At 65.2% G+C, this 22,094-nt stretch carries 19 protein-coding genes; 12 read left to right on the forward strand and 7 right to left on the reverse strand.

Translation table 11 applies throughout. The features are described 5' to 3' along the window. Positions 1–31: 31 nt before the first annotated feature. A complete protein-coding gene (locus tag AB6809_RS14010; protein WP_371026844.1) occupies positions 32–1,015 on the reverse strand; it encodes a succinylglutamate desuccinylase/aspartoacylase family protein in 984 nt (327 codons plus the stop codon). A 2-nt stretch (positions 1,016–1,017) separates the two neighbouring features. Beyond that, a complete protein-coding gene (locus AB6809_RS14015) occupies positions 1,018–2,100 on the reverse strand; it encodes a tartrate dehydrogenase (RefSeq protein ID WP_029966559.1) in 1,083 nt (360 codons plus the stop codon). 145 nt (positions 2,101–2,245) lie between these two features. On the opposite strand from AB6809_RS14015, the gene AB6809_RS14020 reads away from it, so the two are divergent. After that, positions 2,246–3,169: a LysR substrate-binding domain-containing protein gene (locus tag AB6809_RS14020; RefSeq protein ID WP_029966558.1), complete on the forward strand. Its 924-nt coding sequence runs from the start codon at positions 2,246–2,248 to the stop codon at positions 3,167–3,169. Positions 3,170–3,176: 7 nt separating this feature from the next. Here AB6809_RS14020 and AB6809_RS14025 read toward each other — a convergent pair whose 3' ends face one another. The 4 genes from AB6809_RS14025 to AB6809_RS14040 form a co-directional block, all read right to left on the reverse strand. After that, positions 3,177–3,674, reverse strand: a complete 498-nt coding sequence (locus AB6809_RS14025) for an Lrp/AsnC family transcriptional regulator (RefSeq protein WP_006049122.1) — start codon at positions 3,672–3,674, stop codon at positions 3,177–3,179. A gap of 53 nt (positions 3,675–3,727) precedes the next feature. Continuing rightward, positions 3,728–5,149, reverse strand: a complete 1,422-nt coding sequence (locus AB6809_RS14030; protein ID WP_029966557.1) for an aspartate aminotransferase family protein — start codon at positions 5,147–5,149, stop codon at positions 3,728–3,730. 184 nt (positions 5,150–5,333) lie between these two features. After that, on the reverse strand, positions 5,334–6,260 hold the full coding sequence (locus AB6809_RS14035; protein WP_006049124.1) for a glyoxylate/hydroxypyruvate reductase A: 927 nt from the start codon (positions 6,258–6,260) through the stop codon (positions 5,334–5,336). 6 nt (positions 6,261–6,266) lie between these two features. Beyond that, positions 6,267–7,133, reverse strand: a complete 867-nt coding sequence (locus tag AB6809_RS14040; RefSeq protein ID WP_029966555.1) for a GNAT family N-acetyltransferase — start codon at positions 7,131–7,133, stop codon at positions 6,267–6,269. Between the two features lie 308 nt (positions 7,134–7,441). Between AB6809_RS14040 and AB6809_RS14045 the strand changes: the two genes are divergently transcribed. The 11 genes from AB6809_RS14045 (at position 7,442) to AB6809_RS14095 (ending at position 20,087) form a co-directional block, all read left to right on the forward strand. After that, the gene (locus AB6809_RS14045) at positions 7,442–8,935 is read left to right on the forward strand and encodes an aldehyde dehydrogenase (RefSeq protein WP_029966553.1); all 1,494 of its coding nucleotides are present in this window, start codon (positions 7,442–7,444) and stop codon (positions 8,933–8,935) included. 273 nt (positions 8,936–9,208) lie between these two features. Next, positions 9,209–9,877: a haloacid dehalogenase type II gene (locus AB6809_RS14050; protein ID WP_029966552.1), complete on the forward strand. Its 669-nt coding sequence runs from the start codon at positions 9,209–9,211 to the stop codon at positions 9,875–9,877. Between the two features lie 75 nt (positions 9,878–9,952). Beyond that, positions 9,953–11,227 carry an FAD-binding oxidoreductase gene (locus AB6809_RS14055; protein ID WP_029966551.1) on the forward strand — a complete coding sequence of 425 codons (1,275 nt, stop codon included), beginning with the start codon at positions 9,953–9,955 and terminating at the stop codon, positions 11,225–11,227. Positions 11,228–11,339: 112 nt separating this feature from the next. After that, on the forward strand, positions 11,340–12,956 hold the full coding sequence (locus tag AB6809_RS14060) for an ABC transporter substrate-binding protein (protein ID WP_006049129.1): 1,617 nt from the start codon (positions 11,340–11,342) through the stop codon (positions 12,954–12,956). A 126-nt stretch (positions 12,957–13,082) separates the two neighbouring features. Continuing rightward, complete coding sequence (locus AB6809_RS14065; protein ID WP_006049130.1) at positions 13,083–14,036, forward strand: ABC transporter permease; 954 nt, start codon at positions 13,083–13,085, stop codon at positions 14,034–14,036. After that, positions 14,033–15,013 (forward strand): ABC transporter permease, encoded by a 981-nt coding sequence (locus tag AB6809_RS14070; protein WP_006049131.1) that lies wholly within the window; start codon positions 14,033–14,035, stop codon positions 15,011–15,013. Before AB6809_RS14065 ends, AB6809_RS14070 begins: the two co-directional genes overlap by 4 nt. Beyond that, entirely contained in the window at positions 15,013–16,857 is a 1,845-nt protein-coding gene (locus AB6809_RS14075; protein WP_029966550.1) for an ABC transporter ATP-binding protein, read from the forward strand. Before AB6809_RS14070 ends, AB6809_RS14075 begins: the two co-directional genes overlap by 1 nt. Then, positions 16,854–17,168 carry a (2Fe-2S)-binding protein gene (locus AB6809_RS14080; RefSeq protein WP_029966549.1) on the forward strand — a complete coding sequence of 105 codons (315 nt, stop codon included), beginning with the start codon at positions 16,854–16,856 and terminating at the stop codon, positions 17,166–17,168. The genes AB6809_RS14075 and AB6809_RS14080 overlap by 4 nt, the downstream gene beginning before the upstream one ends. Continuing rightward, complete coding sequence (locus tag AB6809_RS14085) at positions 17,153–18,532, forward strand: NAD(P)/FAD-dependent oxidoreductase (protein WP_029966548.1); 1,380 nt, start codon at positions 17,153–17,155, stop codon at positions 18,530–18,532. The genes AB6809_RS14080 and AB6809_RS14085 overlap by 16 nt, the downstream gene beginning before the upstream one ends. Next, the gene (locus AB6809_RS14090) at positions 18,529–19,680 is read left to right on the forward strand and encodes an FAD-binding oxidoreductase (protein WP_006049135.1); all 1,152 of its coding nucleotides are present in this window, start codon (positions 18,529–18,531) and stop codon (positions 19,678–19,680) included. Before AB6809_RS14085 ends, AB6809_RS14090 begins: the two co-directional genes overlap by 4 nt. Next, positions 19,677–20,087: an AraC family transcriptional regulator gene (locus AB6809_RS14095; RefSeq protein WP_029966547.1), complete on the forward strand. Its 411-nt coding sequence runs from the start codon at positions 19,677–19,679 to the stop codon at positions 20,085–20,087. The genes AB6809_RS14090 and AB6809_RS14095 overlap by 4 nt, the downstream gene beginning before the upstream one ends. Here the strand turns inward: AB6809_RS14095 and prpR are convergent. Beyond that, positions 20,044–22,014: a propionate catabolism operon regulatory protein PrpR gene (gene prpR / locus AB6809_RS14100; protein WP_029966546.1), complete on the reverse strand. Its 1,971-nt coding sequence runs from the start codon at positions 22,012–22,014 to the stop codon at positions 20,044–20,046. The two genes, AB6809_RS14095 and prpR, sit on opposite strands and share 44 nt — an antisense overlap. Positions 22,015–22,094: the final 80 nt, after the last annotated feature.

Raw genomic sequence — 22,094 nt, forward strand, 5'->3', positions numbered from 1 at the left:
CGCCTTTATCCGATGAATGCACGCAGCCTGCTCACAGGCCGCGGGTTGATGAGTTCGCAATGGTCTGCTCGACCTTGCCGAGTCGTACGACGGTGACGCCGGGGCGCAATTGCCGCAACGATGGCATCACGAGCATGCAGTTGTCGTAAGGCGTGGCGACGGCTTCGCCGTTCGACCAGCCGATCACGGCGCCGGCTTCGGGAAAGATTTCGAGCCCGGTATAAGGACCGGCAAAACGAAAATCCATGCTTGTCGCGACGACCGGTTGCGTGACGCGCACGATGTGCTGCACGGGCGGTAACGGCGCGAGCCAGTCCGACGGCAGATCGCTTTGGTCGGTCACGCCGGCGAGCAGCAAAAACCGCGCGGTGGTGTCGCGCGCCACTGCGACGGCGCTCGCCTCCCAGTGTTGCCCGCATTCGATCAGCAACGCGTTCTTTGCGCTCGCCGGGTCGCCGAAGCCTTCGTAGTCGCGCATGCGGCGGCCTTCGGGATGGCCTTCGTCGCAGATCACGGTGGCAGGCGTGCCGAGCTGCACGGCGAGGTCGATGCCTTTTTGCAGCGGCCCGGCCACGATCAGCGGCTTGCTTTTTTCGTGCATCGAATGAAGATCGAGCAGCGCGTCAACGCTGTCGATCACCGGCCGCATCGCCCGTGCGCGCGCGAGTTCGCTCGAGTTGCGCGCGGCATCGTCGAGCACCGCCGCGGTCCACACGCGGTTGAAGTCCTGATCGACGAAACGGGCCGCGTCCGGCTTCGCGGGATCGAAGCTCCGGTAGGCGTCGACATTCGCAAACGCGAGCGTGAGCCGCCCGCGGCGCGGGCGCAGCTTCAGGCGCAAGAGTTCATCGACAACAATCGCGCCGCACACTTCATTGCCGTGCGTGAGCGCGTTGATCATGACGTGCGGACCGTCCACGCCGGAGTCGAACGTGTGAACGTAGGCAATGCCCGACGCAGATTGTTCGTGCACCGAAATATCGGGGAACGCGACTTCGATCGGATAGGTTTCCATGTTCAGCCGAGCCTCGCCGCAATCGCCTCGCCGACTTGTGTGGTGTTCGCCTTGCCGCCCAGGTCGCCAGTATGCGGGCCTTCAACGAGCGTTGCTTCGATGGCGGCCAGAATCGCGTCGTGCGCGTCGCGCTCGTTGCCCTCGTGATTGCCGAGGAAGTCGAGCATCATCGCGGCGGACCAGATCATCGCAATCGGATTGGCAATGTTCTTGCCGGCGATGTCCGGCGCGGAGCCGTGCACCGGCTCGAACAGCGACGGAAACTTGCGGTCCGGATTCAGATTGCCCGACGGCGCGAGGCCGATCGTGCCGGTACATGCAGGGCCGAGGTCGGAAAGAATGTCGCCGAACAGATTGGTCGCGACCACCACGTCGAAGCGATCCGGATTCAGCACGAAGCGCGCGCACAGAATGTCGATGTGCTGCTTGTCCCACGTCACATCGGGATATTGCGCGGCGATGCCGGCCGCGCATTTGTCCCACCAGGGCATGCTGATCGCAATGCCGTTGCTCTTCGTCGCGACGGTGATCTTCTTGCGCTCGCGGCGCTGCGCGAGATCGAACGCGAACTTCAGCACGCGCTCGCTGCCGTGCCGCGTGAATACCGATTCCTGCAACACGAACTCGCGCTCGGTGCCTTCGAACATCACGCCGCCCACCGACGAATACTCGCCCTCGGTGTTCTCGCGCACGATCCAGAAGTCGATGTCGCCCGCCTTGCGGCCCGCGAGCGGCGAAGGTACGCCGGCGAAGAGTCGCGCCGGACGCAGGTTGATGTACTGATCGAATTCGCGGCGGAATTTGAGCAGCGATCCCCACAGCGAAACGTGGTCGGGCACGGTGTCGGGCCAGCCCACTGCGCCGAACAGAATGGCGTCGGCCGATTGCAGTTGCGCTTTCCAGTCGTCCGGCATCATCTGGCCGTGCTTTGCGTAGTAGTCGCAGCTCGCCCATTCGATGTGCTGATACTCGAGTTCGATGCCAAAGCGCGTCTTCACCGCGTCGAGCACGCGCAGCGCCTCGGGCATGACTTCGACGCCGATGCCGTCGCCGGGAATGACTGCGATCCGATATTTCTTCGACATGCTGTGCTCCTCCATTAGGGCTTGTACCGATCCGATAACAGTTATTTTATTCCTGCTGTTTGGTCATAAAATGGTCGCTTTAGTTAAGCCACTGTGCACGATTCGTGTACAAAGCCGGACGCCACAGAGCCTCATCGAGAAACCTATGAATGCCGTCCCGTCACCCGATCTCGGCGACCTGCGCGTGTTTTGCGAAGTCGCGCGCAAAGCCAGTTTCAGCGCGGCGGCCGAATCGCTGTCGGTGTCCGCGGCGTATGTCAGCAAGCGTATCAACGTGCTCGAGACTACGCTCGGCACGCGCCTGCTGCACCGGTCCACGCGCCGCGTCGCGATCACCGAGGCGGGCGAGCGCGTCTACACGTGGGCCGAAAAAATTCTCGACGACGTCGATCAGCTCGTTGAAGACGTGTCCACCACGCGCCGCATTCCGGGCGGCAAGCTGCGCATTTCGAGCAGCTTCGGTTTCGGCCGGCGCTTCGTCGCGCCCGCGCTTGCGCGCTTTTCCGAACGTTATCCGCAATTGAGCGTGCGGCTCGATCTGTTCGACCGTCTCGTCGATGTCGCCGGCGAAGGTTTCGATCTGGACATTCGCATCGGCGACGACATCGCGCCGCATCTGATCGCGCGGCGGCTCGCGTCGAATCATCGCGTGCTGTGCGCGTCGCCCGATTATCTCGCGCGAGAAGGCGCGCCGCGTCAACTGGCGGATCTGTCGGCGCATGCGTGCCTCGCGATCAAGGAGCGCGATCATCCGTTCGGTTTGTGGCGTTTGACGGTGCGCGGCGAGGCGGCGTCGATCAAGGTCACGGGACCCTTGTCGACCAATCACGGCGAGGTCGCGGTGCAGTGGGCGTTGGCCGGGCGCGGCATCGTGCTGCGTTCGATGTGGGACGTGCGGCCGCTGCTGGAAAGCGGCCAGTTGCAGCAGGTGTTGCCGGAGGTGACGCAGCCGGCGAACCTGTGGGCGGTGTATCCGGCGCGACTCGCGCAGTCGGCGAAAGTGCGGGTTTGCGTGGACTTTCTCAGCGAAGAGTTCGCGCAGTGGAACCCGCCGGACGACACCGCCTAACTAGTGTTTAGTGGTGATTCTGCGAGAACAGCGTTTCGAGCGGATAGTGGCTCTTCACGAACGGCGACTTGATGATCACGTAGCTAAAGTACTTTTCAATGCCGATGTCGCGTTCCAGTAAGCCTTCAATAATGCTCTGATAATGGCTCACGCTGCGCGTGACGAACTTCAGCAGGTAATCGTAGCCGCCGCTCGCCAGATGGCATTCGACGATTTCGTCCACGTCGCGAATCGCATTCACGAACTTCACGAAGTCTTCCCGCCGATGATCGGCGAGCGTGACTTCGGTGAACACGATCTGCACGTCACCGAGCTTTTCGAGCTGGATCTGCGCGCCATAGCCGACGATGTAGCCGGCCTTTTCCAGCCGCTTGACGCGAATCAGGCAGGGGCTCGGCGAAAGGCCGACCGCATCGGCAAGCTCGACGTTGGTGATACGGCCTTTCTTTTGCAACTGCGAAAGTATGCGCAGGTCGATACGGTCTAGCTTGCAGTCGCTGCTCATCGTAACGTTGTGGCTCCGGCGGTTGAGGAAAGGGACTCAGGCGGCCCTCTACTCTAGCATGCAGCGGCGGTACTTTTGGCCTGGTGCTTAGCCGTGGTTTTGCCGCGCAGCGCGGCCCGCACGTCGGCTTGTGCAAGCACGTCGTCCAGGGTTTTCTCGAGCCGTTCGAACATCAGGTCGAAGTCCGATTCCGTGTACGAAAGCGCGGGCGCGAAGCCGAGAATATTGTCGCCGAACGCACGGAAAATCAGGCGGTTTTCATAGGCCGCGACGGCAATGCGCTCCGACAGTTTCAGCGCGGGGTCGAACTGCGCCTTGGTGTCCTTGTCGGTGACGAGTTCGAGTGCGCCGAGCAGGCCGCGGTGACGCGAATCGCCCACGAGCGGATGCCCGAGCAATGCGTCGAGACCGCGCGCGAAACGCGGCGCGCGCGCGACGCCGTTCGCCAGCAAGCCGCCTTCGTGATAAAGGCGCAGCACTTCCAGACCGATCGCCGCGCTGACCGGATGCGCCGAATACGTATGACCGTGGCCGACAATCGCCTCGGCGTCGCCATCGGCGATGCCCTGATAGATTTCGTCAGACATCAGCACCGCGCCCATCGGCGCGTAGCCGGCGGTCAAACCCTTGGCGACCGTCATCAGATCCGGCTCGACGTTCTCGCCCTGACATGCGAACAGCGGCCCGGTGCGGCCAAAGCCGGTGATGACTTCGTCGGCGACAAACAGAATGCCGAGCTTGCGGCAACGCTCGCGCATGGCCTTCAGCCAGCCGACCGGCGGCACGATCACGCCGCCCGAGCCCTGAATCGGTTCGCAAAAAAACGCGGCGACGTTATCCGCGCCCAGTTCCGCGACCTTCGCTTCGAGCGCGGCGACCGAGGCGGCGATCAACGCGGCGTCGTCCGCGAAATTATTGCGGTACGCATACGGCGACGGCAGGTGATGCTGGTTCGGCAGCGGCAGATCGAAGTTGCGGTGGAACGCGGGCAGGGCGGTCAGCCCCGCGCCCATGCTCGACGAGCCGTGATAGCCGCGTTGCAGCGCGATGATGTGCTTCTTCGACGGACGGCCCGTCGCATTGAAGTAATGCGTGATGAAGCGGATTGCCGAGTCGACCGCGTCCGAGCCGCCGAGCGTGAAGTACACGTGTTGCAGCGAAGCGGGCGCGACCTGCGCGAGTTTTTGCGCGAGTTCGATAGCCGGCTCGCAGCCGAAATGGAAATAGCTCGTCGCGTAGGGCAGTTTCTGCATCTGCGCGGTGGCGGCCTCGACAATGCTCTGCTGGCCGTAGCCCACGTTCACGCACCACAAGCCGGAGAAGGCGTCGAGCAGTTCGTTGCCCGCCGCGTCGCGCAGAAAGGCGCCGCTCGCGGATTCGAGCACCGTGACGCCGCGCGCCTCGTGCGCACGGTAGTTGATGACAGGATGGATCAGGTGCTGGCGGTCGGCTTCAATGAGCGATTGGATCGGCATGGTGGGTTCTCGTCGCGAAAGGGCTGTTGACGGTTCCATACTACTGATCCACGGCGATGGTCCGCTTACCTAAACAATTGCCTGAAAAGCGCGCGCGACGCGTTTTGATGCATGCCCTTAGCATTTTGTGCTGCGGACGTTGAAAAGCCGTGGCGCGCGCGTATCCGGTGGAATGCGGGAGCGCTCAATAGCCGCGCGTGCGGTCGACCTGGCCGAGCATCGGCAGGCCTTCGCGATGGCGGCGCAGGTTATCGAGCACGACGTCGACGGCGGTGTCGGGCCGCGTGGCGCTGGCGATATGCGGCGTGATGCGCACGCGCGGATGCGTCCACAGCGGATGACCGGCGGGCAACGGCTCGGGATCGGTCACATCGAGAATCGCGTTCTGCAATTGGCCGCTGTCGAGCGCCGTCAGCAAGTCCTGCTGATTCAGATGCGCGCCGCGGCCCGTTTGAATCAGCGAGGCGCCGCGCGGCAGCTTCGCGAACAGGCGTCCATCAAGCAGGCCGCGCGTGGCCGGCGTGAGCGGCAGCAGGCAAACCAGGATGTCGGTGCGGGCGAGGAAAGCATCGAGCGAGCTTTCGCCCGCATAGCATTCGACGCCCTCGATCTCGCGCGGCGAGCGGCTCCAGCCCGCGCACGCAAAGCCGAAGAGACGCAGCCGCTCCAATACCGCGGTGCCGAGCACGCCGAGCCCCAGCACGCCGATGCGCCGTTGCGCGGCTGGCTTCAGCGGCAGTTCGCGCCACACCTGCTGTTGCTGCTGAAGCCCGTAGTCGAACAGATCGCGATGAATAGTGAGCGCTGCCTGCGTCACGTATTCGACCATGCCTTCGACGAGCCCCGGTTCGATCATCCGCACAACCGGCACATGCTCAGGCACGCCGGACAGATCGAATTGATCGACGCCCGCGCCCACCGAGAACACCACTTCCAGATTGGGAAACGTGCGGGTCGGGTCTTCGGGCGGCTGCCATGCCACCAGATAGCGGATCGCAGCGGGATCGCCGTGATCGGGCCAGATATGGAACGGCAAACCGGGCGCCTTTTCGGCGAAGAGCCTCGCCCATTGCAGGCCGCGCGCCGGGTCGGCTTTATAGAGTAAGGCCATGACGGGTCAGAAAATCGCCTGATTGATGATGCCGTATTGCACATAAGGTGTCGCGTTGGCCGCCACGCTCTGCGGTTGCGCGTTGCGCACCATTCTGACGACCGTGTCCACGCGCGGCAGCCCGAGCTGTTCGAGCCATTCGGTCAGGCCGCTGTCGCCCGGCGTGTCGACGCGCACGAACACGCCTTCGTTCAGTGCAAGCCAGTGGCTGATGAGCGCCTTCGCGCGGCTCGAACCTTCCGAGGCAGGCGCGACCACCGGGCCGATCGCAAAGCCGCGTCCGAAACGGCGAAAGAGCGCGAAGCCGACGAGTTCGCCGTCGCGGTCGAGCGCGATGCCGTCGGCGTTCTCCAGCAGCGCGGGCAGCACTTCGCCGCGATCGAGGCCGCTTGCCTGCGAAGCCAGCTCGACGAGGCGCGCGGTATCGCTCGACCCTAGCGGCCGCAAGCGTTCGCCCGCCGGCAACGACACGAGCGGCGGCTGGAACGCCGCGCCTTGATGCTGATCGAGCGTGCCCGTCGCGCGAAAGCCGAGCTTTTCATAGAGCGGCTGACCGGCGGCGGTCGCGTGCAGGAAGGTGATGCGGCCGCCGAGTTCCTCGAGCAGCAGTTCCATCAGCTTTCTGCCGATGCCGAGCCCTTGCCGCGCCGGCGACACGATCACCATGCCGAGCGACGCGCGATCCGCGCCGTACTTCCAGCAAAGCGCGGTGCCGATCACGCCGCTCGCATCTTCGGCGACGAAACCCACGCCCAGTTGCGCGACGAACTTCCAGTCGTCCGCGCGATGCGGCCATTTGAGTTCGACCGTCAACGCATGCGCCGCGGCGACGTCGTCGAGGGTGAAGCGTCTGTATGTGATCGGATCAGCTATCGGATCTGTCTTCGAATCGGGCACGCCGTGCTCCTGAATGGCTAAAGGCTTACGCGTCACTGTGTCATCCACGGCGCGGTGTGACTAGGACGATCTTTCTATCCGGCGCGCCGCGCAAGGCCGCATCGCAATTCGATGCAAAACATGCCGTATGCGCCCGCATTACAGGCGGGTTCTGCTGCGCGGCGATTTTTGTCGGCGACATATGCCAGGCGCGCGGCTCTACGATTTTACTTATGGCGGGCGTCGCGGCGACGGCGCCGCGCAGGCGGTTTCCATCCAGCGTCACTCACTCAGGACACTTTCTCATGGACAGCTTCAATCCGGACGACGTCGCGATTCGCAGCGGCCATTTCATCGGCGGCGAGTGGGTGGAAGGCAGCGGGCAGGGCACGCGCCGCATGGACGTGGCGCGCCCGTCCGACGGCGTCGTCTACGCGAGCGTGCCGGTCGCCGACGCGGACATGGTGGACCGCGCGGTTGAGAACGCCTGGCAGGCGTTTCGCACGAGCGGCTGGGCGCGCATGGCGCCGCGCGAGCGCGCGAGGATCATGCGGCGCTTCGCCGATCTGGTCGAAGCCGACGCACCCGCGCTCGGCCGCCTGGAAGCACTCGGCTCGACGCGGCCGGTTGCCCAGGCCGTGTCGTGGGACGTGCCGTTCACCGCCGAGGGCATCCGCTTTTACGCGGAGTTCGCCGACAAGCTGGGCGGCGACGTCGCGGCTACCGACCACGATCATCTCGGCATGACGATCGCCGAGCCGTACGGCGTGATCGGCGCCATCGCGCCGTGGAATTTCCCGCTCGTGATGGCTTCGTGGAAGATCGCCCCGGCGCTCGCCGCGGGCAACGCGGTCGTCCTCAAGCCTTCGGAGATGACGCCGTTTTCCGTGCTGCGCCTCGCGGAACTGGCTGTCGAGGCCGGCGTGCCCGCCGGCATCTTCAATGTGATTCAGGGCGACGGACGCACGACCGGCGACGAACTCGTGCGTCATCCGAAGATCAGCAAGGTCACGTTCACCGGATCGACGCGCACGGGCGCCGCGATCATGGCGGCCTGCGCGGCGAGCGGCACCAAGCCGGTCACGCTTGAGCTGGGCGGCAAAAGCCCGCAAATCGTTTTCGCCGACGCGCCGCGTCTGGACGATGTGGCGCGCCGCATCGCGGGCGCGATCACCGGCAACGCGGGGCAGGTGTGCGTCGCGGGCTCGCGGCTGCTGGTCGAGCGCAGTCTTGCCGAGCCGCTGGCCGAACGCATCGGCAGGATTTTTGCGGAGCTTAAGCCCGGCGCGACCTGGGCCGCGGGCACGACGCTCTCGCCGATCATTTCGGAGCCGCAGGCGGCGCGCATCGAAAGTATCGTGGGGCGCACGCTCGACGCGGGCGCGACCTTGCGCCACGGCGGCAAGCGTGCCGAGGTTCGCGGCGCATCGGCGGGCGCGTTCTATACGCCGACCTTGCTCACCGATGTCACCGCTCAGTCCGAGGCGGTGCGCGAGGAAGTCTTCGGTCCGGTGCTCACGCTGCAAACCTTCGATACCGAAGAAGAAGCGCTCGCGCTCGCGCAGCATCCCGAGTACGGGCTTGCCGCGGGCGTGCATACCGCCGATCTCGGCCGCGCGCTGCGCTTCGTGCGCGCGCTGGAAGCGGGCACCGTGTGGGTCAACCGCTATGGCCGCACGTCCGACTTCATGATCCCGACGGGCGGCTACAAGCGCTCCGGCATCGGCAAGGATCTCGGCCGCCAGGCTTACGAGGCGAACCTGCGCTTCAAAAGCGTGCTGATCGATTTGCGGCAGTGATGCAGGGGCGATCTTGCGGCCGCCCTGGAGCCTGACCGACGCCCGACAGATTCCCTTCAGAACGCCGCAAACCCAAGCCGGCTAAGGGTTGCGCCGGATCACGGCAGACTCTGCTGCGCAACGGCCTCAAAACGCATGGTTTGTGTCACAGGCAGCGCGCGAATCAGGAACATCTATGTTTTTGCGCTGATTAAATCTTTTACAGGAATCAGCTTTTACTTTTCGCCAATGAGCTCGACGCCGAGTTCCTTACCACGATAGGACGACTGCACCATGATCGAATTCGAACCGAAATACATCACCTTCGACTGCTACGGCACGCTGACCAAATTCCGCATGGCGGACATGACGCGCGAACTGTACGGCCACATTCTGAAGAGCGACGACCTGGAAAAGCTGGTCGCGTTCTACGCCGGCTATCGCCGCGACGAAGTGCTGGGTGCATGGAAGCCGTATCGCGACGTCGTGGTCAATGCGCTGCGCCGTGCGTGCGCGCGCATGAACGTCGAATTCAACGAAGCCGGCGCGCAAAAGATCTATGAAGCGGTGCCGACGTGGGGCCCGCATCCCGACGTGCCTGAAGGTCTGTCGCGGCTCGCGAAGAAGTACAAGCTCGTGATTCTGTCGAATGCGTCGAACGATCAGATCCAGAGCAACGTCGACAAACTCGGCGCGCCGTTCCATGCGGTGTTCACCGCCGAGCAGGCGCAGTCGTACAAGCCGCGCATGCCAGGCTTCGAGTACATGTTCGACAAGCTCGGCTGCAATCCGGAAGACGTGCTGCATGTGTCGTCGAGCCTGCGCTACGACCTGATGACCGTGCACGACATGGGCGTCAAGCACAAGGCGTTCATCAACCGCGGCCATGAACCGTCGACGCCGTACTACCAGTACTACGAAGTGAACGGCATTCCGGAACTGGCCGCCGAACTCGGCCTGTAAGCGCGCGACGAACCTGCCGCCCGCCACGTTGCCTCGCTGATTGCAATCATGGACCCGCACAGGATGAAGCTCGATTTGAAGCTCGACTCTTACTGGCTCGACACTGCGCCGCCCTTTGTGTCGGCGTGCGAAGGCCCGCTCGACGGTGACGCCGATGTGGTGGTGATCGGCGCGGGCTTCACGGGTTTGTCGGCGGCTCTGGCGCTCGGCAAACGCGGCGCGTCGGTCGTGGTGGTCGACGCGGGACGCGTGGGCGGCGGCGCCTCGGGCCGCAACGGCGGCCAGGTGAACACGGGCGTCGCGCAAGACTTCGTCGCGCTCGCCGCGCAACTCGGCCTCGAGCGTGCGAGCGCGTGCTATCGCGCGTATTCGGATGCGGTCGATACGGTCGAGCGTCTGATCGACGAAGAACAGATCGACTGCGATTACGCCGCGACCGGCAAGCTCAAGCTCGCGTCGAAGCCGCATCATTTTGCGCATCTGGAAAAGACGGCGGATCTGATCCGTCGCGCGGTGGATCCCGACATCGAACTGATCGACGGCGAGCGGATTCGCGGCGAAGTGCAGTCGGACAGTTTTTACGGCGGGCTGCTGCATCGTCACGGCGGCCAGATGCATATGGGCAAGTTCGCGGTCGGGCTTGCGGAAGCGGCGGTTCGGCGCGGCGCCAAGGTGTATGAACACGCGCCGGTTACGTCGATCGTGAAAGACGGCGGCGCGCATCGCGTCGTCACCGCGCGCGGCGAAGTGCGCGCGAAGCAGGTGCTGATCGCGACCGGGCCGTCGCGGCATGGACCGTTCGGCTGGTATCGGCGGCGGCTTGCGCCGGTCGGCTCGTTCATCGTCGTGACGGAGCCGCTGCCGCCCGCGTTGCTCGTGCAGACGTTGCCGAACCGGCGCGCGTACACGACCACGCGGCTGATGCACAACTACTTTCGCGTGACGCCCGATTCGCGCTTGCTGTTCGGCGGACGCGCGCGCTTCACGGCGTCCGAGCGGCCATCCGATGCCAAGAGCGGGCGCATCCTGCAGCAAGGTCTCGCCGCGATGTTTCCGATGCTCGCGAGTGCGCGCATCGACTATTGCTGGGGCGGTCTCGTCGACATCAGCGCCGATCGCCTGCCGCATGCCGGGCAGCACGACGGCATCTATTTTTCGATGGGCTACAGCGGCCACGGCACGCAGATGTCGACGCACATGGGTCAGGTGATGGCCGATGTGATGGACGGCCGCGCGGAGCGCAACCCGTGGGACGAGTCCGAATGGGCCGCGATTCCTGGGCACACCGGCAAGCCCTGGTTCTTGCCGCTGGTCGGCACGTACTACCGTATCAAGGACATCTTCTACTGAAGTCCCGCTGTTGCACTCGCTGTTGAAGTCCCCGCTGTTGCACCCGCTGTTGCAGTCGACAACTACAAACCCACGCAGCCCCCACAACTGCCTTACCTCGCGGAGAAGTTCGATGAATAAGGAAAACTCACCCCACGGCGCTCCTGGCCTCGACAACGGGCTCGAGCAATTGACAGCGAGAGGCGCGTCGCGGCGCGACGTGCTGCGCGCGCTGACCGCGGCCGGGATGATGTCGCTGACGGGCGCCGGGCTGATGGCCGCAAGCGGTTCCGCGCTCGCGCAAGCGAAGCCGAAGCAGGGCGGCAAGATTCGCGTGGCGACGCAGTCGGCCTCCGCAGCCGACACGCTCGATCCGGCGAAGGGCGCGCTCAGCACCGACTACGTCCGCTGCAACATGTTCTACAACGGCCTGACCGAACTCGATTCCCATCTCGGCGCAAAGATGGCGCTCGCCGAATCCATCGAGACGAAAGACGCGACGGTATGGGTCGTGAAGCTGCGCAACGGCGTGCAATTCCACGACGGCAAGTCGCTCGCGCCCGCCGACGTCGTCTATTCGATCATGCGCCACAAGGATCCGGCCACCGCTTCGAAGGCAAAGACGATCGCCGATCAGATCAAGGAAGTGAAGGCCACCGGCCCGAACGAAGTGACGATCACGCTCGACGGCGCGAACGCCGACTTGCCGGTGATTCTCGCCACGTCGCACTTCCTCATCATCAAGGACGGCACGAGCGATTTCAAAACGGCCGTCGGCACGGGTCCGTACAAGGTCAAGGAATTCTCGCCGGGCGTGCGCACGGTCGGCGTGCGCAACGACAAGTACTGGAAGCCGGGCATGCCGTATCTCGACGAGATCGAGCTGATCGGTATCGGCGACGAATCGGCGCGCGTGAACGCGTTGCTGTCGGGCGACGTGCAACTGATCAACGGCCTTACGCCGAATTCGGCTGAACGCCTGAAGACCGCGCCGGGTTTCAAGGTGCTGGAAACGAAGACCGGCGGCTACACGGACCTGATCGTTCGCGACGAGGGCGGCATTACCGGCAACGACGATTTCCGCCGCGGCATGATGTACCTGATGGATCGCGAGCAGATCCGCCGCTCGGTGTTTCGCGGCTACGGCGCGATCGGCAACGATCAGCCGATCGACCCGACCAACAAATACTATCTCGCCGGCCTGCCGCAACGCGGCTTCGATCCCGACAAGGCGAAGTTCTATTTCCAGAAGGCCAAGCTCGGCTCGGCGCCGCTGCAAGTGTTCGCGTCTCCGGCTGCGGACGGTTCCGTCGAAATGGCGATGCTGCTGCAACAGGCTGCGCCGCGCGCGGGCCTGAACCTTCAGGTGAGCCGTGTGCCCTCGGACGGCTTCTGGTCGAATCACTGGATGAAGCATCCGCTCGGCTTCGGCAACATCAATGCGCGCCCGAGCGCGGACGTGCTGTTCACGCAGTTCTTCAAGTCCGATGCGCCGTGGAACGAAGCCAACTGGAAGAACCCGAAGTTCGATCAGATGCTCGTCGCCGCGCGCGGCGAACCGGACGACGCGAAGCGCAAGAAGATCTACGGCGACATGCAGGTGCTCGTGCATGAAAACGGCGGCATCGGCATTCCGCTCTTTCATAGCTCGCTCGATGGCTATACGAGTAAGCTGAAGGGACTCGGTTCGATTCCGCTTGCCGGTCTGATGGGTTTTGCATTCGCGGAAAACGTCTGGCTAGAGGCGTAACGCGAAGGCGCTCCGGCTCGTTGAGCCGGAGCGCCACGACTTCGCACCTGCGCGCAATACACGCAATACATGCACTGGCGCGGCGCCGCGACGCCGCGCGCATGCTTCAACTGGAGGCGACTTTCAATGAAAGCACACGCGCAACGACTCATCGCCGCGCGCCTCGGCCTCGCGCTGCTCACGCTGCTGCTGGTGTCGGCCATCGTGTTCGGCGTGACAGGGCTGCTGCCTGGCGACGCCGCGCAAGAGGCGCTCGGCCAGGCCGCCACGCCGGAGGCCGTCGCCGCATTGCGGCATCAGTTCGGGCTCGATCAGCCGGCGCTTCAGCGCTACGGCCAGTGGCTCTTTCATATCGTCACCGGCAACTTCGGCACGTCGATGTCGAACAATCTGCCCGTTAGTCAGTTGATCGCGACGCGTCTGCCGAACTCGCTCGTGCTCGCCGGTTTGACCGCGGTGGTCTCGGTGCCGCTCGCGCTGCTGATCGGCATTTCATCCGCGATGTTCCGCGGCTCGCTGCTCGATCGCGCGTTGAATGTGCTGACGCTTTCCACGGTAGCGGTGCCCGAGTTTCTCGTCGCGACCATCGCCGTGCTGATCTTCGCCGTGAAGCTGCGCTGGCTGCCCGCGCTGTCTTACCTGTCCGAAGTGAATTCGTTCGGCGCGTTATTGCGTATCTATGCAATGCCCGTCATGACGCTGTGCTGCGTGATCGTCGCGCAGATGGCTCGCATGACGCGCGCCGCAGTACTCGACCAGCTCAATTCGTCGTATGTGGAAATGGCGATGCTCAAGGGCGCGTCGCCCGTGCGCGTCGTGCTGCGGCACGTGCTGCCGAACACCATCGGGCCGATTGCGAATGCGGTCGCGCTGAGTCTGTCGTACCTGTTCGGCGGCGTGGTGATTGTCGAGTCGATCTTCAACTATCCGGGCCTCGCGAGCCTGATGGTCGACGCCGTGACGAACCGCGACATGCCGCTCGTGCAAGGCTGCGTGATGGTGTTCTGCGCCGCGTATCTCGCGCTCGTGCTGATCGCGGACCTGTGTCAAATCGTATCCAACCCGAGGCTACGTCGATGATGAGCCAACCTGATCACCACGTCCCTCACGCGGGCACCGAACTGTACGGCGTGAGCCGCGACGAACTCGTCGCCGATATACCGGCTGACATGGCGGCTGAAACGCTGGCCGCCGATGCCGCAACCACGAGCGCACCGGCGAAGTACAACCCGCTGCAACGCCTCGTCCACCGCTTTTCGGTGCTCGGCCTACTCGGCCTCGTGATGGTGCTGTTCTGGCTGCTGGTCGCGTTCGTCGGGCCGCTCGTCGCGCCTTACCAGGGCGGCGCGCTGACGTCGACGGAAATTTTCGGGCGTTATAGCGCGGCGTATCCGCTTGGCACCGACTACCTCGGCCGCGACATGCTGAGCCGCATTCTCTACGGCGCACGCTATACGGTCGGCCTCGCGCTCGCGGCGGCCGTGCTGGCGAGCGTGATCGGCACGTTCTTCGGTCTGCTTGCCGCGGTGTCGGGCAAGTGGGTCGATGAAGTGCTGAGCCGCCTGTTCGACGCGCTCATTTCGATTCCGAGCAAGGTGCTTGCGCTCGTCGTGATCGCGGCGTTCGGTTCGTCGATCCCGATGCTGACGACGGTCGCGGCGCTCGCCTACATTCCCGGCGCGTTTCGCATCTCGCGTTCGCTCGCGTTGAACCTGATGGGACTCGAATACGTGCAGGTTGCGCGGGCTCGCGGCGAAGGGCTCTTATATATCGCGCGTGTCGAGGTATTGCCAAACATGATCCATCCGATGCTCGCCGATTTCGGCCTGCGCTTCGTGTTCATCGTGCTGCTGCTGAGCGGGCTGAGTTTCCTCGGCCTCGGCGTGCAGCCGCCGAACGCCGACTGGGGTTCGCTCGTGCGCGAGAACATCGGCGGCTTGTCGGAAGGCGCGCCTGCGGTGCTGATGCCGGCCGTCGCGATTGCCACGCTGACCATCGGCATGAATCTGCTGATCGACAACTTGCGGCGTCGCAGCCGTAGCCACGGAGACGCATGATGGCCGACCGGGACATGATTGAAGTGAAAGGGCTGCGTGTCGTCGCGGGCGCGGCGCACGGGCCGGTGACGGAGATCGTCAAGGGCGTCAGCTTTTCGGTGAAGAAGGGCGAGGTGCTCGCGCTGATCGGCGAATCCGGTTCGGGCAAGACGACGATTGCGCTGTCGCTGCTCGGCTATGCGCGCGCGGGCTGCTCGATCAGCGGCGGCTCGGTGCGCATCGGCGAGGTGGAAGTGCTCTCGCTCGATGCCAAAGGACGCCGCGCGTTGCGCGCGCGCACGGTCGCGTATGTCGCGCAGAGCGCGGCGGCGGGCTTCAATCCGGCGCGCACGATCATGGATCAGGTGACCGAGCCCGCGCTGCTGCATCAGTTGATGACGAAAGACGCCGCGCGCGCCAAAGCGATCGCACTGTTTCGCGCGCTCGCGCTGCCCGCGCCGGATACGATTGGCGAGCGTTATCCGCATCAGGTTTCCGGCGGGCAATTGCAGCGTCTGATGGCGGCGATGGCGTTGATCACCGATCCGGCGGTCGTCGTGTTCGACGAACCTACCACCGCGCTCGATGTCACCACGCAGATCGAAGTGCTCGCGGCCTTCAAGAAGGTGGTGCGCGAACTCGGCACGACGGCGGTGTACGTGTCGCACGATCTTGCCGTCGTCGCGCAGATGGCCGACCGCATCGTCGTGCTGAACGGCGGCGCCGTGAAGGAAAACGGCGCGGTCGCCCAAGTGCTCGATGCGCCCGTGGATGCCTACACGCGCCAGTTGCTCGCCGCGACGCGCCGCCCGGAAGCGCCCTCGGCCGCGTTGCAGGACGGCGCGGGACAGGTGCCGCCGCTGCTGCAGATTCGCGGCCTCTCGGCGGGCTATGGACGCATAGGCCGTGACGGCGTGCCCGCCGTGCGCGTGCTCGACGACGTGAGCCTCAGCATTGCTCGCGGCAGCGCGCTCGGCGTGATCGGCGAATCGGGCTCGGGCAAGACGACGCTGGCACGCGTGGTCGCGGGTCTCGTCGACCGTGCGCGCGGCGATGTGCTGTTCAACGGCGAGCCGTTGCCCGCGCAGCTATCGCGCCGCACGCCGGAGCAGTATCGGCAGATTCAGATCGTGTTTCAGAATGCGGATACGGCGCTGAATCCGAGCCATTCGATCGCGGATATTCTTGGCCGGCCGCTCGCGTTTTATCACCATCTGCGTGGCGCGGCGGCGAAGAAGCGCATGCTCGCGTTGCTCGATCTGGTCAAGCTGCCGGCTTCGATTGCGACGCGCACGCCCGCGGGCCTGTCGGGCGGCCAGAAGCAGCGCGTGAACCTCGCGCGCGCGCTTGCCGCCGATCCCGCGCTCATTCTCTGCGACGAAGTCACGTCCGCGCTCGATACGGTAGTGGGCGCCGCGATCCTCGATCTGCTCGCGGAATTGCGGCGCGAACTGGGCGTCTCGTACATGTTCATTAGCCACGACATTTCGACGGTGCGCGCGATCTGCGACGAAGTGATCGTGCTGTACGCGGGGCAGCGTGTCGAAGCCGGACAGCGCGATGTGCTCGCCGCGCCGCCGTATCACCCGTACACGGGCTTGCTGGTTGATTCGGTGCCCGAACTAAAACCGGGCTGGCTCGATGCGCGCCGCCACGTCGCCGCCTGCAAGTTGCCCGCGATGGGCGAGAGCGCCGCCGTGCCCGAACTCTGTTCGTTCCGCTCGCGCTGCCCGGTGCGCATCGACGGTATCTGCAACATGACGCCGCCGTCGCTTAAGAAACTGCCTTCCGGCGCGGAGATTCTTTGTCATCACTCGGCGGCCGAGTTGAGCCGTTTGCAAAACCTGGAGACGATCCCGGCATGAACCAGCGATTTGTGCGGCTCGCGGAAACCGGTCGCAAGACCTTTCCGATTACCGTCGACGGCGTAGTGCGCGAGGCCGCCGAAGGCGACACGCTGATGGTCGCACTGCTCGCCAACGGCACCACGCTGCGCGACTCCGAATTCGGCGACGGTCGCCGCGCCGGTTTCTGTCTGATGGGCGCGTGCCAGGATTGCTGGGTGTGGACCGCGCAAGGCGAGCGCGTGCGCGCGTGCAGCACGCCGGCGGCGCCGGGCATGTCGATCGTCACGAGTCTCGCTGAAGCCGGGGAGGGCGTATGGCCCCGCGTGTAGTCGTCATCGGTGCGGGGCCGGCGGGCGTGCGCGCCGCTCAGGCATGCGTCGAAGCGGGTCTGCGCCCGACTGTGATCGACGAAGGCCGGCGCGACGGCGGACAGATCTACCGGCGTCAACCGGAAGGCTTTTCGCGCAGCTACGACACGCTGTACGGCACCGAGGCCGAGCGCGCGGCGTCGTTGCACACGGGCTTCGATGCGCTGAAACGCAGCATCGACTATTTGCCCGAAACGCTGGTCTGGAATATTTCGGCGAACGCGGTGCATACCGTGAGCGGCACGCGTTACGGCACGCTGCCGTTCGACGCGCTCATCGTGTGCAGCGGCGCGACCGACCGGCTCATGCCCGTCAAGGGTTGGCATCAGGCGGGCACCTATAGTCTCGGCGGCGCGCAGGTCGCGCTGAAATCGCAGGGCTGCGCGATCGGTTCGCGCATCGTGATGATGGGCAGCGGGCCGCTGCTCTACCTCGTGTCCGCGCAATACGTGAAGGCCGGCGCGCAGATCGCGGCGGTGCTCGATACGTCGACGTTCATGCAGCGCATCGCCGCGTTGCCGCGTCTCTTCGCGATTCCCGCCGCGCTGAAAAAAGGCATTGCGTTGACGCGCGTGTTGTCGAAAGCGGGCGTGCCGGTTTATCGCGGCGTGCAGCCCGTCGAAATCAAAGGTTCGCCGCAAACGGGTGTGAGCGGCGTCGAAGTCGCATTGGCCGGCGGCAAGCGCATCGAGTTCGCGTGCGACGCCGTTGCGCTCGGCTATCACTTGCGCCCGGAAACGCAGCTCGCGGATCTCGCCGGCTGCCGTTTTATCTTCGACGACGCCGCGCAGCAGTGGCTCGCGCAAATCGACAGCGATGGCCGCAGCAGCGTCAAGGGCGTCTATCTCGCGGGCGATGGCGCGCGCGTGCGCGGCGCGGACGCAGCCGAACGGTCGGGCCGCCTCGCCGCGCTCGCCGCGCTGCAGGACCACGGCGTGCAAGCGGCGGGCATCGGCGATATGCAGCGTTTGCGCGACGAGCTCGCGCGCTTCTCGCGCTTTGCCGCGGGCTTGCGTGAAGCGTTTCCGTGGCCCGCGCAATTCGCCGCCGCGTTGCCGGACGAGACGATTGTGTGCCGCTGCGAAGCGATCACGGCGGGCGAATTGCGCCGCGTCGTTCGCGAAACCGGCGCGCAGGAAGCCAATCGCGCGAAGGCGTTTTCGCGTGTGGGTATGGGACGTTGCCAGGGGCGTTATTGCGGACATGCGGGCGCGGAAGTCATTGCCGCGGCGGCGTGCGTGCCGCTCGCTTCCGTGGGACGCCTGCGCGGCCAGGCGCCGGTCAAGCCGCTGCCAGTGGCGCTCACCGAGGAGGCAGCGCAATGAGCGCGACTCGCAACGAAGCGGATGTCATCGTGATCGGCGGCGGCATCATGGGTACGACGACCACGTTCTTTTTGCGCCGGCGCAATCGCTCGGTGATCCTGCTGGAACGCGGACTGACCGGGCAGCAGGCGAGCGGCGTGAACTTCGGCGGCGTGCGGCGGCAAGGCCGCGCATTGCCGCAACTCGCGATGGCCAATCGCGCGCTGCGCACCTGGCAGCGTTCGGCGGAACTGCTCGGCGAGGACGTCGAATTCTTGCCGGTCGGCCATACGCGCGTGTGCTATCACCAGAAGGACGTCGAGAATTTCGATCAGTATGCAATCGACGCGCGCGCCTACGGGCTCGAACTCGAAGTGCTGCATGGCGACGCGTTGTTCCGGCGCTTTCCGTTTCTGAGCCGCGAAGTGCTGGCGGCGTCCAGTTCGCCGCTCGACGGCCACGCGAATCCCCGGCTCGCCGCGCCCGCCTTCGGACGCGCGGCCGCGCGGCTCGGCGCGCAGGTGATCGAGAACACGGAGATCGTGCGCGTCGAAAAAGAGGGCGACCGTTTTCGCGTGGAAAGCGCGCGCGGCGACGTGTATCGCGCGGCGCAACTCGTGATCTGCGCGGGCGCGTGGGCCACGCGTCTGACCGAACAGTTCGGCGAAAGCGCGCCGCTCGTCGTAAGCGGACCGCAAATGTGCGTGACGGAGCCGGTGCCGTACGTCTTCAAATCGTCGATGGGCGTGTTCACGTCGATCAAACAGGAGGGCATTTACTTCCGGCAGATTCCGCGCGGCAATATCATCGTCGGCGGCGGTCCCGCGGGTCCGGCCGATGCCGCGACGAGCCGCGCGTCGGTGCTGCCGCAGAACACGGTGCGCCAGCTCGCGCAGATGCGGCGGCTCGTGCCCGCGCTCGCGCCGTTGCATGTGATCCGCGTGTGGAGCGGCGTGGAAAGTTATCTGCCTGACAGCGAACCGGTGATCGGCCCGAGCAGCAAGGTCGACGGACTCTTCTACGCGTTCGGCTTCAGCGGTTCGGGCTTTCAGATCGGGCCGGGCGTCGGCGAGACGATGGCGGAACTCGTCGATACGGGCAGCACGCCGATTCCGCTCGACAGGTTCTCCATCCAGCGCTTTGCAAAAGAGCCCATCGCGACGTCATGAAACAGTCCCTCAGCCTCAACGCCGCGCGGGCTTTTATCGAAGCGCATTTCAACGAGCCGGTGACGCTCGCGCAACTCGCGGCGCTGTCCGCGCTCAGCGTGTCGCGTTTTGCGACGGTGTTCCGGCAGCAGTACGGCTCGTCGCCGTATCGCTATCTGTGCGGCGTGCGGATTCAGCGGGCACAGATGCTGTTGCTCGAAGGCGTGCCTGGTTCGGTGGTCGCGACCGAGGTCGGCTTCTTCGATCAGAGCCATTTTGGCCGGCATTTCAAGCGATGCTGCGGCATGACGCCGAGCATGTTCATCCAGCAGCGCGCGGCGGTTAATGCGGGCAAGCACGGCGCTGCCGCGAGTATCGCAAAAGCTAGCGCGCCCCGTTCAGCTTCCGCCATAACGTCGTCTTGCTGATGCCGAGCGCGTCGCACACCGCGTCGCGGTCGCCGTCGTGCGCAGCCAGCGCGGCGCGGATTTCATCGGCTTCGACATGACGGCTGCGTTCGCGCAACGTCAGCGCCGTTTTGTGAGCGCGCGGTTGCTGCGGTTCGACGATTTCCGGCGCGATGGTCCGCAGCATGTCTCGCGTGATCAGCGGTTGCGTCTCCGCCGGCGAGTCGGCGTCTGACTCCATCTCGGCAAGCTCCACTGCAATCCGCTCGATCACGTTCTGCAACTCGCGCACATTCCCCGGCCACGCGTAACGCCGCAACGGCTCGGCGAGCGCGGCCAGAATGCGTTCGGCGGCAGCGGCGTCGGGCAGGCGCGCGGCGAGCCTCGGCTCACGCGCCGCGGCTTGCAACAGCAGTTCGGCGGCAAGCGGCAGCAGATCGGTTGGACGCTCGCGCAGCGGCGGCAGCGCAATGCTGAGAATGTTGAGCCGGTAGTAAAGATCGGCGCGAAAGCGGCCTGCTTCGATACCCTCGGTCAACGCGCGGTGCGTCGCGGCAACCACGCGAATGTCGACGCGCGTCGGTTCCGTCGAACCGAGCCGCACGACTTCGCGCTCCTGCAACACGCGCAGCAAACGGCTCTGCAACGACAACGGCATTTCGCCGATTTCATCGAGAAACAAGGTGCCGCGGTGCGCGACTTCGATGAGCCCCGCCTTGCCGCCTTTGCGCGCGCCGGTGAACGCGCCTTCCTCGTAGCCGAACAGTTCGCTTTCGAGCAACGCCTCGGGAAACGCGCCGCAATTGATCGCGACGAAGGCGAAGTCGCGCCGCGCGCTCAACTGATGCATGCTCTGCGCGACCATTTCCTTGCCTGTGCCGCTTTCGCCGAGAATCAGCACGGTCGCGTCCGACCTCGCGTAACGCTGCACGAGCGCGCGCACGCGCTGCATGGATTCCGCCGCGCCCACCATATCTTCGAGCCGGTAACGCGCGCTGAACTGCTGCACCCGTTGACGCGAGCGCAGCGTGCGGTCCAGCCGTTCGACCGCGCGCGATTCCTGAAACGTCAGCACGGTGCCCGCGGCCGCGCCGCCGCTCGCAAGCGGCCCGCGATGCACGACGTAGCTCGCGCCGCGCACGGTGCAGAACGCGTCGCCGTCCGAGTCGGGCAAGCTGCCGGCCAGATCCGGCGCGAGTTCGAGCAGCGCGCGGCCCGCTGCATTCGCGGCGTCGACGCCGAGCACGGCGGCAAGACGCTGGTTCATCGCCTCGACGCGTCCTTCGGCGTCGAGCGCGACCACGCCGTCGCGCAAGTGTTGCAGCAGATTATCGAGCCGTTGACGGCGTATCGTTTCGCGCCGCGTCGCCTGCGCGACTTCGAGCGCCGTGTCGAAGCCGGCGCGCACCGAATCGCGCGAGTACAGAAACACCGCGCCCATGCCGGCGTGCGCGGCGAGATCGGTGACGAGTCCGGGGCCGACGACCACGTCGATGCCGCGATCGCGCAGGTCCAGCACGACGCTTTCGGCGTCCTGCGCGGATTGATGCGAGGCGAACGTCACGTCGAGCCCGAACGCCGTGACGAAGCGGCGCACTTCGTCGGGCGTGTTGCCGTGCGTGACCAGCGCGACCTTTGCGCCGTCGCGGCGCGCGCGGGCGAGTGCGTGCATGACGTCGAAGCCCGTCGGCGTGATCATCACGACCGGCACCGCGACGCGCGTTTTCAGGTAAGCGCCGTTGGAGCCGCCCGCAATCACGACGTCCGGACGACCCGCGCCGGCGGCGTCGATTTCGCGCACGGCGTCTTCGAAACCTTGGGCGACGATGCGCAGATCCGCGCGTTCCACGTATTCGCCCGCGATGTCGATAAACAGGTCGCGCAGACGGCTGATGCTGAGCGCCCAGATGCGCGGGCGTCGGGCTGTATCGAACGATGGAGTGCTCAAGTTGCGGCTCGCGCGAGGTGAGTGGCAGGGTCCGGCTATTATGCGCGCGTCGGTTTCAAAAATGAAATTTCATGATTTCA

This window comes from Paraburkholderia sp. RCC_158, from assembly GCF_041355255.1.
Lineage (GTDB): Bacteria > Pseudomonadota > Gammaproteobacteria > Burkholderiales > Burkholderiaceae > Paraburkholderia > Paraburkholderia graminis.